Annotated in this window: 14 protein-coding genes; 8 read left to right on the forward strand and 6 right to left on the reverse strand. The window is 46.7% G+C overall.

Annotation, left to right across the window (positions count from 1 at the left end; genetic code table 11):
* Nucleotides 1-2: 2 nt before the first annotated feature.
* Nucleotides 3-902: a DMT family transporter gene (locus tag R7P69_RS00110; RefSeq protein WP_005374320.1), complete on the reverse strand. Its 900-nt coding sequence runs from the start codon at nucleotides 900-902 to the stop codon at nucleotides 3-5.
* A gap of 92 nt (nucleotides 903-994) precedes the next feature.
* Between R7P69_RS00110 and R7P69_RS00115 the strand changes: the two genes are divergently transcribed.
* Nucleotides 995-2,431 (forward strand): PLP-dependent aminotransferase family protein, encoded by a 1,437-nt coding sequence (locus tag R7P69_RS00115; RefSeq protein WP_054575249.1) that lies wholly within the window; start codon nucleotides 995-997, stop codon nucleotides 2,429-2,431.
* A gap of 95 nt (nucleotides 2,432-2,526) precedes the next feature.
* On the opposite strand, the gene R7P69_RS00120 is transcribed toward R7P69_RS00115, so the two are convergent.
* The 3 genes from R7P69_RS00120 to R7P69_RS00130 form a co-directional block, all read right to left on the reverse strand.
* Nucleotides 2,527-3,663, reverse strand: coding sequence for a glycerate kinase (locus tag R7P69_RS00120; protein ID WP_238952368.1), 1,137 nt, complete (start codon nucleotides 3,661-3,663; stop codon nucleotides 2,527-2,529).
* A 16-nt stretch (nucleotides 3,664-3,679) separates the two neighbouring features.
* Complete coding sequence (locus R7P69_RS00125; protein ID WP_005391886.1) at nucleotides 3,680-5,032, reverse strand: GntP family permease; 1,353 nt, start codon at nucleotides 5,030-5,032, stop codon at nucleotides 3,680-3,682.
* Between the two features lie 158 nt (nucleotides 5,033-5,190).
* Complete coding sequence (locus R7P69_RS00130; RefSeq protein ID WP_206970533.1) at nucleotides 5,191-6,333, reverse strand: sugar diacid recognition domain-containing protein; 1,143 nt, start codon at nucleotides 6,331-6,333, stop codon at nucleotides 5,191-5,193.
* A gap of 233 nt (nucleotides 6,334-6,566) precedes the next feature.
* Here R7P69_RS00130 and R7P69_RS00135 point away from each other — a divergent pair, with 233 nt between their 5' ends.
* Nucleotides 6,567-6,740 (forward strand): hypothetical protein, encoded by a 174-nt coding sequence (locus R7P69_RS00135; RefSeq protein ID WP_005374332.1) that lies wholly within the window; start codon nucleotides 6,567-6,569, stop codon nucleotides 6,738-6,740.
* A 69-nt stretch (nucleotides 6,741-6,809) separates the two neighbouring features.
* Here the strand turns inward: R7P69_RS00135 and R7P69_RS00140 are convergent, their stop codons facing one another.
* Entirely contained in the window at nucleotides 6,810-7,172 is a 363-nt protein-coding gene (locus R7P69_RS00140) for a hypothetical protein (protein WP_225455766.1), read from the reverse strand.
* Nucleotides 7,173-7,448: 276 nt separating this feature from the next.
* Between R7P69_RS00140 and R7P69_RS00145 the strand changes: the two genes are divergently transcribed.
* From R7P69_RS00145 to R7P69_RS00165, 5 genes are all read left to right on the forward strand, one after another.
* Entirely contained in the window at nucleotides 7,449-9,296 is a 1,848-nt protein-coding gene (locus R7P69_RS00145; protein ID WP_238952369.1) for a M3 family metallopeptidase, read from the forward strand.
* 69 nt (nucleotides 9,297-9,365) lie between these two features.
* Nucleotides 9,366-9,902 carry a DUF924 family protein gene (locus R7P69_RS00150; protein WP_238952370.1) on the forward strand — a complete coding sequence of 179 codons (537 nt, stop codon included), beginning with the start codon at nucleotides 9,366-9,368 and terminating at the stop codon, nucleotides 9,900-9,902.
* A 24-nt stretch (nucleotides 9,903-9,926) separates the two neighbouring features.
* Entirely contained in the window at nucleotides 9,927-10,256 is a 330-nt protein-coding gene (locus R7P69_RS00155) for a DUF4144 domain-containing protein (RefSeq protein WP_033907198.1), read from the forward strand.
* Nucleotides 10,257-10,395: 139 nt separating this feature from the next.
* The gene (locus tag R7P69_RS00160) at nucleotides 10,396-10,881 is read left to right on the forward strand and encodes a VOC family protein (protein ID WP_005374344.1); all 486 of its coding nucleotides are present in this window, start codon (nucleotides 10,396-10,398) and stop codon (nucleotides 10,879-10,881) included.
* A 175-nt stretch (nucleotides 10,882-11,056) separates the two neighbouring features.
* Entirely contained in the window at nucleotides 11,057-11,482 is a 426-nt protein-coding gene (locus R7P69_RS00165; protein ID WP_017821017.1) for a VOC family protein, read from the forward strand.
* A gap of 77 nt (nucleotides 11,483-11,559) precedes the next feature.
* On the opposite strand, the gene R7P69_RS00170 is transcribed toward R7P69_RS00165, so the two are convergent.
* A complete protein-coding gene (locus R7P69_RS00170; RefSeq protein WP_054575252.1) occupies nucleotides 11,560-12,696 on the reverse strand; it encodes an MBL fold metallo-hydrolase in 1,137 nt (378 codons plus the stop codon).
* A gap of 180 nt (nucleotides 12,697-12,876) precedes the next feature.
* Between R7P69_RS00170 and R7P69_RS00175 the strand changes: the two genes are divergently transcribed.
* Nucleotides 12,877-13,122, forward strand: coding sequence for a Rho-binding antiterminator (locus R7P69_RS00175; protein ID WP_005460845.1), 246 nt, complete (start codon nucleotides 12,877-12,879; stop codon nucleotides 13,120-13,122).
* Nucleotides 13,123-13,182 lie beyond the last annotated feature (60 nt).

The following is a 13,182-nucleotide window of genomic DNA, read 5'->3' on the forward strand; positions in this document are numbered from 1 at the left end:
ATTTAGGTATATTCTGTTTGAATCGATTTCTTTATCGTCAGATCCGGCTTTTTAACCACCAAATACACCGCCGTAGCTGCCAGTACGAAACCAGAAATCCCCATCCAATCAAATGACTCTCCAAACGCGAGCCAAGCCTGAATCGCCGTCGTTGGCGGCACCAGGTAGAATACAGAAGCTACGCTCGATGCAGCACCGTTCTTAACCATGTACAGCAGCAGTAGAATAGCTACACAAGAGAGCACGACGACCAACCACAACACAGTCAAAATAAACTCCAGTTCCCACTGCACTTGCATCGTTTCAAACTGCATCGCAACGGGCAGAAACATGACGAGCGCGGCCAAATATTGCACCGTCGCACCACCCACCATATCCACTTGTTGGCAATGTTTTTTCTGATAAAGCGTCCCTAGCGTGATACCAACCAAAGCCAACAAACACAAACCAATGGCCAACACTTTATGCTGCTCGGATTGCCACTCCATTTTGCCCATCAACACCATAGCGATACCGACAAAACCAAGAGCCAAACCCAACCATTGCGAGGGTTTAAATTCCTCACGAACAAACACCACCAGCAAAGCCGCGGTTAAAATCGGTTGAATACCCACCAGCAACGAACTCAACCCCGCAGGCATACCTAAGGCGATAGCGAAATAAGTACCGCCCAGATAGAAACCGTGGATCAATGCACCAACCACACAGCTGTGCCATAAATCTTTTCCTGTCGGCAACCTTCTACGCAATACCGCCACAAGAACCAAAAACAATAAGACATTGAATGCCATACGGATAGAAAGTAGTGTCGCTGGCTCGGCATATTGCAAACCAAAACGCGCACCAACGAATCCAGAAGCCCAAAGGATGACAAATACAAAAGGGATGGCTCGGATTAACATGATCGCCTCACTCACGCTTGTTTTATGTTTTGAGATACTGCTAATGTAATTAGGTACAGTGTTTTCAAAAAGTGACAGATGGAAGTGTTTTTATGGGTACAGATTTATTGGGAAGCGGTGAAGGGAATAAGTACCTCGTGGTGGAAAAACACCTCAAACAAGCCATCAGTGGTGGCGTTTATCAGGCGGATGATCGACTGCCCTCCATTCGCTCGTTGAGCCAAGAATTAAACGTCAGTAAAAATACCGTGATTCGTGCGTATCAAGAGCTGGAAGCACAAAACTTGGTGTACTCGGTTCCCAAATCGGGTTATCGAGTTAAAGTCGCTTTGCCGACCTCTCGCTCAATTCCGGATCCGACTCGCGTGGATTTGCTCTCGATCTGCAAAGAAATCCTTACTTATCCTGAATACCAAGAGCGTTTGCCTACCGGTTCTGCCCACCCAAACATTGACTCTCCCGCGATCAAAAGCTTGTACGCCGAGATCGGCCGCCACAGCCGCCAGCAAACGCATGTACCGAGCCATTACCAATTACCACCCGGTGATCACCTCTTAATCAAACAACTAGCGAAAATCACACAAGATTTGGGCACGCCAGCCAAGTTGGATGAGATCATGGTGACGCACGGCGCGCAACAAGCCATTAGCCTAGCGCTGCGCGCAACGACACAAAAAGGCGATATCGTCGCGGTGGAGTCCCCTTGCTATTTTGGCAACTTATTGATGCTAGAATCACTCGGCCTCAAAGTGGTGGAAATTCCGAGTTGCCCACGCGACGGTATGTGTCCCGAAGCCTTAGCAAAAGCAATGGCGACATGGGACATAAAAGCGATCATCGTAACGCCAAACTTCACCAATCCAACTGGTGCCATGATGCCGCTAGAAAAGCGTCAACAATTACTATTGGCGTCCGGCAATATTCCTATTATCGAAGACGATGTGTTTGGCGGGTTAAGTTATGATAAGCCGTTGCCAAGCTTGAGATTGCTCGATGACAAGCAACGCGTAATTTACGTGAATTCGTTATCCAAAACGCTCGATTCGCGTTTGAGAATTGGTTGGATGTTGGCGGGGCGATATCGAGACCAAATTGAACAATATCTACTGTGTGAGAACATGGGCAGTTTGAACCTGATGCAATCCGCCGTGGCAACGTTTCTAACGTCAGGCAAGTATCGAACGCATACTGCGCGAATGGGTCGGGTTTATCAAAACAACATGCGACGATTTATCCAGATGCTTCATCAATACTTGGATGAATACGAACCTCTAAAAAATCGATACCAGATCAACGCCGTACAAGGCTCGTTCTTACTTTGGTTGCGACTGCCCGAAGACACGGACAGCTATGCGTTGTATCAAGCATGCAATAAGCACAGAATCAGCCTACTTCCCGGCACCGTATTTGGCACTCAAGGGCAATATCGGCATTGCGTACGCCTCAGCGTGGCAAACTTTGGTCATGAAACCGATTGGAGTCAAGCGATGCAAACACTGGCAAAATTGATAGCAAAGCATGCCTGTTAACTCGCTCTTGCTAAATGAACTTATGCCTACACACGCAAACACGTAACAACAAAAAACTTCACGCAAAGGTGGAGTTTTTCATATCGTCATCGCCTTCAGTGCGACTTAATTTGCCACATTCTCGCGACGTTTTCGGCTAAGTTAGCAACGTTGACGTCGGCCTCTTTCATGGCCTCAGGCAAGCTCATCGCCCTTGGTACACAAGCAAACACCGCATCAATGCCGCACTCATAAACCGCCTGATAGTTGTCGCCCACACAGCCTGCTAATGCAATGACTGGTAAATTACACTGCTTGGCGACCTGAGCAACGCCCATCGGCGTTTTGCCATGTGCGGTTTGATGATCGATTCGACCCTCGCCTGTAAATACGATATCCGCATCCGCAACATGCTGAGCAAGTTTGACCGTTTCAAGCACAATCTCAATTCCCGGTTGCAAACGTGCTGGCGTGTACCCGAGCAAGGCCGCGCCCATACCACCAGCAGCACCCGCCCCTTCACGAGTCAGTACATGCTTACCCGTCGCTTGTTCCGTCAACTCGCCAAACTCGCGCAATGCGTTATCGAGCAGAGTGACGTCTGATACGGTCGCTCCCTTTTGCGGGCCAAAGATAGCCGACGCGCCTTTGTCACCACAGAGTGGGTTATCAACATCGCACGCTACCAACACTTCGCAAGTTGCTAAGCGAGGGTCAAGACCAGAAATATCGATGGACGCAAGCGCCGCTAACCCGCCTCCATTTGGGGTAATTGCATGACCAGATTCATCAAGAAACGCCACCCCCAACGCGGTCAACATGCCCACGCCACCATCATTGGTAGCGCTGCCGCCCAAACCAATGATTAAACGTTGAATGCCTCTGTCTAGCGCGTGTTTGATCAGCTGTCCGGTACCAATGCTACTGGTCAGTTTTGGGTCGCGAGCGTCACTCGGCACAAGGTGTAGCCCACTGGCCTCCGCCATTTCAATAACCGCAGTTTCGCCGTCGCCGAGGATGCCATAAAACGCTTCAACATCATTCCCTAATGGCGCAGTCACTGTTGTGAAGACTTGTTCGCCTTGAGTTGCATCTATCAAAGATTGAACCGTGCCTTCGCCACCGTCTGCGACCGGAACCGTAACAAACTCAGCATCATGCCATACGCGAGCAAGACCCGTTTTTATCGCCTCGCTCACTTGTTTGGCGGTTAAGCTTTCTTTAAATGAATCAGGTGCAATTACCACTTTCATACGTATTTCCAGAGACTTATAAGAGAACGAGGCTCAAAATGTACACCAATGCCATTGCCGTGACACCTTGAACGAGCGTAGCCATGGTTTGCGCGCGGTACGCTAAGCCCACCGACATGCGGCTAAACTGCGAAACTACCCAGAAGAAACTGTCGTTTGCATGAGAAACCGTCATCGCACCAGCACCGATCGCCATCACCGTTAATACGCGGCCCATTTCTGAATCGAGCCCCAATTGCGTAAGCATAGGCGCAACCAAAGCCGATGTGGTCACCAATGCAACCGTTGATGAACCTTGCGCCGACTTTAGCGCAGCCGCAACGATAAATGGCATGAAAATACCCACGCCCAGCGCCGATAGCGTCGTACCTAAGTATTCACCTAGCGGCGTTGCTTTTAATACCGCGCCAAATGCACCACCCGCACCGGTAATCAAAAGAATAGGCGCAGCAGCCGTAATACCTTGGCTGATTCGCTCGCCAAATTCTTCAATCTTGTTGTCTGACTTGAGTAGGCGAACAGAAAGGAACAGGCCAATCACCAATGCCGTTAGTGGCTGTCCTAAGAAAGTCAGAACATCAAACACAAAACCTTCGCCCAGCGGTAGGCTTGGGAATTTCGCGATAGAGCCAAAACAGATCAATAAGATAGGAACAAAAATAGGAGCGAATGCTTGGCTCGCCGTTGGCAATTTGCCGTAAGACGCTTTGAGTGCTTGCCAGTCTTGCTGAATTTCTTCTACGGCTTCAATGCCATCTGGTTCAACATGTTGGAATCGGTTCGCCCACAACATCCCCGCTAACGCCGCAACCGCTGCAACAAACACACCCACACCAATCACTAAACCAAGGTTAGATTCCAGGCCTAAGTTACCCGCAGCGGCAATCGGTCCAGGAGTTGGCGGCACAAACGTGTGCGTTGCGTATAGGCCAGTTGCCAACGCCACACTCATCGCAACGCTTGAGGTTTTTAAACGCTTCGCGAGTGATTCTTTGAGCGAGTTCAGAATGACAAAGCCTGAATCACAAAATACTGGAACAGAAACGATGTAACCGATGATACTCATGGTCAATGTTGGGAAACGCTCACCCAACACTTTGATGACCGTATCGGCCATGGTGATCGCCGCACCACTTTTTTCCAAAATAACACCAATGATGGTACCTAAAACGATAACCAAACCAATGTAACCAAGGATACCGCCAAAGCCAGAAGCAATGGTTTTGGCAATGCTATCTGCCGGTAAGCCGTAAGCAAATGCCGCAAGGAACGCCGCGATGATCAGCGCTAAAAAGGGATGTAATTTGAATTTGGTGGTCGTGAGCACAATAAATGCGATCACCCCAAGCAGGATTAATATAAGGTTCATGATAACTCCATTTATTCTTATTTTGCTGAGCGAGTCCGTGTTGGCTCACTCAACATGTAGGGACGCATGAATTATTAATCGTTTGCTTTCGAATTCCTTTAGGCGGAGTGACAAATGATGTGGTCAAAAAATAACGCGTATTGTGCAAATGCACAACATTACGACATTTTTGAGAGCCGAGTCGCAATATAAAGCTCCGCTAACCCCACAAAATTGGTAGTTGGTAGCCCTGTTATCTCGGTGATTTTCTCTAACCGATAGCGCAGAGTGTTCCGGTGAATAAACAGCATTTTAGAGCATTCTGTTACATTGCCATTGCATTCAAACAGTGCATCTAGGGTTTTCAATAATTGCCCAGATTTGTCTTTCTCTTTCAACCGTTTCACACCATCAATAATTTGTTCACCTTGCCAAATATCCGCCAACGGCGCTAACAAAACAGGCAAACGAAGTTCATCGAACAGGTACTTACGTTTCTCTGGGTAGAACTGCTTGCCAATGGCTAACACCTGCTTCGCGCTTTGGTATGACAACGCGACATCTTTAGGCTCATTAAACAGCTGCCCTAGCGCAATGTGAAACGTATGCGAATCGTGATCGCTTAAACGCGACATCAACTTATCAATGCGCTCACTTTCAACTTGGCTATCCCACTGCTTGGCGGAATGACACGGTTTCAACACCACAATTTCATTCACCGAGACAATCGCAACTAGGTTGTTACGCTCTGGGTATTCAAGCAGTTCAACAATATTGCGCACACTCTTCATGCTTTTTGAGGCCGACGGCGTCGAGACTTCAATCACCGTTGCCACCCGTGGTTGAGTAACATCGATAGAAAGACGCATCGCCCAATCTTTCAGCTCTTCATCGGTCAATTTCCCATTGATCCAAGCCAGAATAAACTCTTCGCGATGACGTCTGTCCCACTGAAATTTTTCCACCAGCGCAGCTTGCTCGATTGTCAATTCAGCGGTCATTTTGACCAGTTTGGCGAAATCTCGGATTTTCTCTGGCTCGCCTGTCACACCAACAATACCGACCACGTCGCCATGTAATTTCAACAGCATATTGATTCCGGGTTTGACACCCTGTAGCGTCAAACATTGCTGCTCATTCAGCTCTAGCGAATCGCCGTGATTCAACGCCAATACCGCGCCATCATGCACTTGCCCAACGCGTTTGGGATCGCCACTGCCAATAATGATGCCTGCTGAGTTCATCACATTCACATTGTGACCAATGATGGACATGGTTCGATCAACAATTTGCTGTGCTAAGGAGTGGTCGAGAATCACCATTTCGATTTTCCAAACTTATAAATGAATCACTCAATAAATCACAAATAGCGTGCTATCGCGATGCTGTCGATGCAAATTGCAGGCGTAGCTCAAATCATTACGCCTTAACCACACATAAAAAAGGGTTTAATCCTTCATTTTGAACAGAGGGATATATACTTAGAACAAAGGTTACCAATGCATTCTTCACTGTGCATTGATGCCACTCGTCTACCTACAGAGGAGAGATCAACATGGAGTTACGGAATAAATCGGGGGAAGTTGCAAATATTGCTGATAACCTCACTTTGAAGGAAATCACAGAAATGGGCTACACCGTAGATTTATGCGATGAAGCATTTGCCCCTGGAGAGCATTGGAAAGCGGAAGGTAAAACGCAAGGTATGGGCGAGTATCCAGAGGAGTAAACGTCCTGACTAACCAGCGCACAAAGCGCTCCACAAACAGAAAAGCCGAGCGACTTAACGCTCGGTTTTCTACTTTTGAACTTCTTGAATAAACAAGCCCATCTCTTCAAGATAATTGCCGTTTGAGCATCCCCAATCGGTGACTTCAATCAGCTCGGTAACTAACTGTCCAGATTCATCATTTTGTACTCGCTGCACAAACGCTTCAAAGCGTTCCAGTTGCGCCTGACTCTTAACGCCATGCACGGCATATTCTACAAGCAAGCCGTTGTACGTCTGCCAGCGCTGATCGCCAGCAACATCATTGCCTAAAATCACAGAACACTTTTGTTGAATGCTTTCAACCGCATCATTTCTTGGCGGCGCGACTGTGGAACATCCAACTAAAATCGTACCTACCGCAAATAACGTAACTTTTGTCTTATTTATCATATCGTTTCCAACTGTATCGCCACGATATGGAAATCTTATTACACCTGATAAGGATCATCGATAGCGCACCGCAGATTAATTACTTAATAAACTGTAAACTCCATACCAGTCTTAACACTGCAAGCTCATAACTCCTATTAACTCACCCAAATGTAAACAAATAGTAAAATCACCTTTACGCGATGCAAAATCGACAAATGAGATTAGCGTTCCTTTCTCGCGACCAAGCGTGCAATAATCAACTGTCTACATAACGAAACCATTTGAAGGATCAAAATGACCGCAACGGATTACCTCAACGACCTCAATCAATGTTACCTTGCGATTCACCGCACCAAAGAAGATTTCTTTTGGGAAACTTACATGGGGATCAGCGATGACCATGATGGCTCGACGCAAGCACAAACGGCATGGACAAGCTTTTTAAGCAACGCCGAGCAAATTACTGCCATCAAACAACAGCTTGAAGCCGCGGACTCAATTACCGACCCACAAGAGAAACAACAAACCATTACGGGTCTATCTGGTTGGCTGGCGATGTTTGAATCTCACGCTATCGAGGGCGAAAAAGCACAAGCGTTGAAAAACCAGCTCATTGCCTTTGAAGCTGAGCTCTTCGAGAAAAAACAGAACCACGTACAAATATTTACCGATGAGAACGGCGAGCAAGTAGAAGGTTCACTTCCAGTATTAAGCTCAACCATTCGCACCAGCAATCATGAAGAAGTTCGCCAATCGGCTCATCAAGCGTTGCTGAACCTTGAACAATGGCTACTGCAAAACGGCTTTATTGAACTGATCAAACTGCGCAACCAGTTCGCTCGCTCACTGGGTTATGCGACTTTCTTTGATTACTCCGTGCAAAAAACGGAAAAGATGAGCTCCGAGCAGCTATTCGAGATTTTGGAAGATTTCGAACAACGCACGCGAGATGCGCACCTAAACAGCTTAGAAAACTTGGCGAAAGAGAAAGGCGCAAGCGCACTAGCAGGCTACAACTTTGTTTACTCATTCGCGGGTAACGTTATGCGTGACCTTGACCCATACGTGCCGTTCTCAAAATCTCTGAGACGCTGGGTAGAATCATTTGGTCGCCTAAATATTGATTACTCTGGCGCGACGCTAACGCTGGATTTACTAGATCGCAAAGGTAAGTACCCGAACGGGTTCTGCCACGGCCCTATCCCTTCTTTCTATAATCAAGGCGAATGGGTCGCAGCACAGGTGAACTTCACCAGTAATGCCAAACCAGACCAAGTGGGCAGTGGCTACGATGGCATTAACACGCTGTTCCACGAAGGCGGCCACGCAGCACACTTTGCGAACGTAAAAATGAACGCGCCTTGTTTCTCGCAGGAGTTTTCGCCGACGTCAATGGCTTATGCAGAAACTCAGTCGATGTTCTGTGATAGCCTGTTAACCGATGCCGATTGGCTAAAACAGTACGCACTGGATGATGAAGGGAATTCTGTTCCTGATGAGATTATTCAAGCAATGATCAACAGCCGTCAGCCATTCAAAGCTTATGAAGAACGTAGCATCTTGGTTGTGCCATATTTTGAGCGCGCGTTGTATCAACTGAGCGATGACGAGTTAACGCCAGAGCGCATCACTAAGCTAGCTCGCGATTGTGAAAAACAGATCCTTGGTTTGGAATGCAGCCCTCGCCCACTGATGGCGATTCCACATTTGCTATCCGACGAAGCAGCTTGTGCGTATCAAGGTTATCTACTCGCGCACATGGCGGTGTATCAGACCCGTGCATACTTCCTTGAGAAGTTTGGTTACCTGACGGATAACCCAGAAATTGGCCCACTGCTGGCAAAACACTACTGGCACGCAGGCAATCACTTGTCGCACAACGAAACCATTGTCAGCCTGACTGGCGAAGGCTTCAATGCCAAATACCTTGCAGACGTGTGTAACCTGTCACCAGAACAGGCATGGGAAGTGCAGCAGAAGAAAATCGACTCACTTGCGACGCGAGAGCGAGTACCAGTCGCTTCACTGAACGCCGCGATTAAAGTCGTCGACGGCAGTAAAGAGCTGGCAAGCAACGCCATCTCTGACGAACAAATGTGTGACGATTTTGAACATTACATCATAGAGACTTACGGTCGATAACACGCAGAAAGCCAGGAGCTCGCCTTCTGGCTTTTTATTCTTTAGCTAATGCAATAGGAAGGAAGATCCATGTACCAAGAAGTCATCAAATTTTGGTTCGAGGAGCTATCGCCCAAAAATTGGTTTGAAAACAACCCAGAACTGGACAAGCGTATTACATCGCGATTTGCCTCGGTATTAGAACAAGCGGCTCGTTGTGAACTGTTTAATTGGCGTGACAGCACACAAGGACGATTGGCCGAAATCATCGTCCTCGACCAGTTTTCACGTAATGTGTATCGCAACACCCCAAAAGCGTTTGCACAAGACCCACTCGCATTAGCATTGGCTCAAGAGGCAATTCGGTTAGGTCACGACAAAGAATTAGCGCCCGAGCAGCTAAGCTTTTTGTACATGCCGTTTATGCACAGCGAATCTCGCCTCATTCATGTCCAAGCTGAAAAATTGTTTCGCGCATCAGGGCTTGAAAATAACTACGATTTTGAGCTAAAACACAAAGCCATCATCGACCAGTTTGGGCGCTATCCTCATCGCAATGCGATACTGGGAAGAGAGAGCACTCCCGAAGAGTTAGCGTTTTTGCAACAACCTGGGTCAAGTTTCTAAATAACAATGAATAATGAGTTAACCATGAGAGACCACGCAGTATGCTGGCCATGCTTGCTAAAACTAGACGGCGACGATGAGCTGATCTACACGCATTCCCAGTCCGACTTAGACTCTGAATGCGAAGCCCTCATTTTTGGGCAAGATGATTACGTTATTGACTCAAATGGCAACACGTTTGAATTGAAAAACAATGGTTCGAACACCACTCTTTTACACCCAAAAGAACGAACGCTGTCCGTAGAAGAGGTTACGTCATTAATCCAATCGCATGAATTCAGCCTCGCGCAACGGTGTATTATCAAGATTCATTTCACCTCGGTGAGGCAAGCTGTTGAGGCCTTAGCTCACTAACTCAATCCCAACATGCATAGCATTAAATAAAATTATCATTTTTATAATTTATGATAATTTCATGTAATCAACATCACGCCATATACTCTCCCACATCGAAACAAGACAACGTTCAAACACACATGTTGGGAGCAAACAAATGAAAATGAATCATGTCGGTATTATGGTCGGAGATATGGACAAAGCGGTTGAGTTTTACACGCAAGCGCTAGGTCTAAAAGTCGTTATGGGCAACACGAAAGTGATTGAAGAACGCGAAACGGCAATTGGCAGAATGTGTATTGCGGTCTTTGGGGAAGGCTTTAAAGGCTTCAACATTGCGCACCTTGTGACAAGTGATGGCATTGGCCTTGAGTTATTCGAAATGAAAGAGCGTCAAGAGCGCCATGAAGTGGATTTTTCTCGCATCGGTATCTTCCATTTCTGTTTGCAGACAGACGATTTTGAAGGTGCTATCAAACGCACCGAAGCACTAGGTGGCAAAGTTCGCATGGACATCATGCGTTACCACCCAGAAGACGATAATAAGCCTGCGAAAATGGTTTACCTAGAAGACCCATTCGGCAACCTATTCGAGCTTTACTCACACACTTACGAAGAAACTTACGCTTCTGATTACGAGTAATAGCCCCATCCATATTCCAAAAGGCTAGCAATACGCTAGCCTTTTTTTGTTTGCTTTGAGTTGCAGTGTTTCTGCACTCGCTCTAGCAAAAAAACATCTGGAATTTGATCATTTCTCTCACCACTTTTAAGGTCACTTTATACTTACCTCAACACAATGCAAAAAGGAGTGAAGTATGCCCACCAAAAATCCAATCGCCATCAAAGCGCTTGATCATGTTGTTTTAAGGACCTGTAACCTCGATGCTATGTTGCATTTCTATCGAGACATTTTGGGCTGCCCTGTCGAACGCGAAGTAACGGAACTTGGTTTAACTCAACTTAGGGCAGGTAACGCATTGATTGATGTAGTGACGGTAGACAGCGAATTGGGCCAACTCGGCGGTAAGCCACCAGTTCAAAATGGTCGTAATATTGACCATTTTTGCCTGCAATTGGCGCCTTTTTCCGAGGATGAATTACTGGAATATCTGCGTTCGAACGGCATTGAAACCGAAGAGTTTGCGAAACGCTACGGAGCACAAGGATTCGGTCGCTCACTCTATATTCATGATCCGGAAGGAAATGTCGTCGAGTTAAAACCTCAAGTGATTGATGAGTAAGCGAGTAAAAAACCTTGTTATATTCTGAAAATAACAAGGTTAACTTCTAAAATAATTATTGAAGTAAGAACATATTATTAAGTCAAAATTCTAGCTGGCTCACCTGTTTCTTTTTCTCGCCACCATTGTTTATTTATCTGTTTTTTATGAACGTAAAAACTCTCCCCCGGCATTGGCGTCAGCAGCGTTATATGTTCTTTTTGACAATGGGCAAGCAAATCTAAAATCGGTTCGTCCCAGCGGTGAGTAAACAGCTCGTATGTAGCCCAATGTACTGGCAGCAGTTTTTTCGCATTTAAATCGCGAAACGCTTGCACGGTATGATGAGCCTGCATGTGCCCCCAGTTTTCGACCGGATAACCTTGGCCTTTCACATCGGCAGCCACTTCCAAACAGGCAATGTCGATTGGTCCACATCGCTGTGCGATCTCGGAAAAGTGCGAATCGTAAGCTGAATCGCCACTAAAATAGAGCGTCTCTTCTTTGCCTTTGATGACCCAAGAAGCCCACAGGGTCGCGTTTTTATCGAAATAAGTACGACCCGAATTATGGTTAGCAGGCGTACAAATCAGTTCGATTCCAGCATAGTGTACGCTATCCCACCAATCGAATTCCACGATGTTGTCTGCGTAAACGCCCCACTTTATCAGATGCTTGCCAACCCCTAAGGGTACATAAAACGTCACGGGTTTATCGGCGTAAAAACGTATGGTCGATGCTTCTAAATGGTCGTAATGATCGTGCGAAATCACAATAATTTCAGGAATCGGCAAACGATCTCTGGCATGGGTATTGGGAATATTGCGTTCAAACCACGCTTTTGCGATGAACGGAGAAGCGTAATCAAATAACGGATCGGTCAGAATTCGAATGCCATCGACCTCCACCAGCATGGTGGAATGGCCCAGCCAAGTAACGCGCATCGATTCACTTCGCTGCGCAAACTGCGTGGGTTGAATTGGGGAATGTGGCAGATGTTCGTTAGGACTCAACGGCGTTCTACCACCAAGATAACTCCAACACACCTGCCAGAATGATTGCGGACTAGGGACATTTGGCATCTCGTTTTTAACGCGGCCGTTTTCAAATTGAGGCGAGTGGTGAACACGGTGCGCCAACTGCGCATGGTAGGTTTGAGGCGGAATCAGTGAACTTGGCTTTTGTGTCTTTTGTTCACTCGTTAGGTATGTGCGCTTAAGTATCGTCTCAGACATATTGTAGTTTTGTCTCACTTGCGAACGCTCAACAGTAGGTTTATTAAAACGTGCGTGTATGTCTATTTCGTGACCAAAATGAGGTGTAAGATGAAGATTCAGTTTCAATCAAACGTCTTCTATTTAAGGATACGGTTCTCAAACCTTCTGAATACAGCGTCGGTTTGAAAGGAGAAAACTATGGTGACTTGCAGCCAATACGATTTTATTGAAATCGCCTGTATGTTTAAGCTCCCTATCGAGATCACACTAAAAAATGGTGAAACTCATCAGGGCAACGCGTTCGACACAGGCTACGACATGCAGCGACAAGAGTGCTTGTTTTTAGATATGGATGGTGAGCACACCGCCTTCCCGACTGAACAATTAGTCGCAATGCGCGCGCTCAAAGCCAATCCGCATTTTGACGAAGTGACGTTTGAGTAAACGTCCTTCTTTCACTGACGCCGTCCAATAAAAAACGCCTCTCAAGCTGTCACAACTTGA

This window comes from Vibrio sp. 661 (assembly GCF_033339315.1).
GTDB lineage: Bacteria > Pseudomonadota > Gammaproteobacteria > Enterobacterales > Vibrionaceae > Vibrio > Vibrio alginolyticus.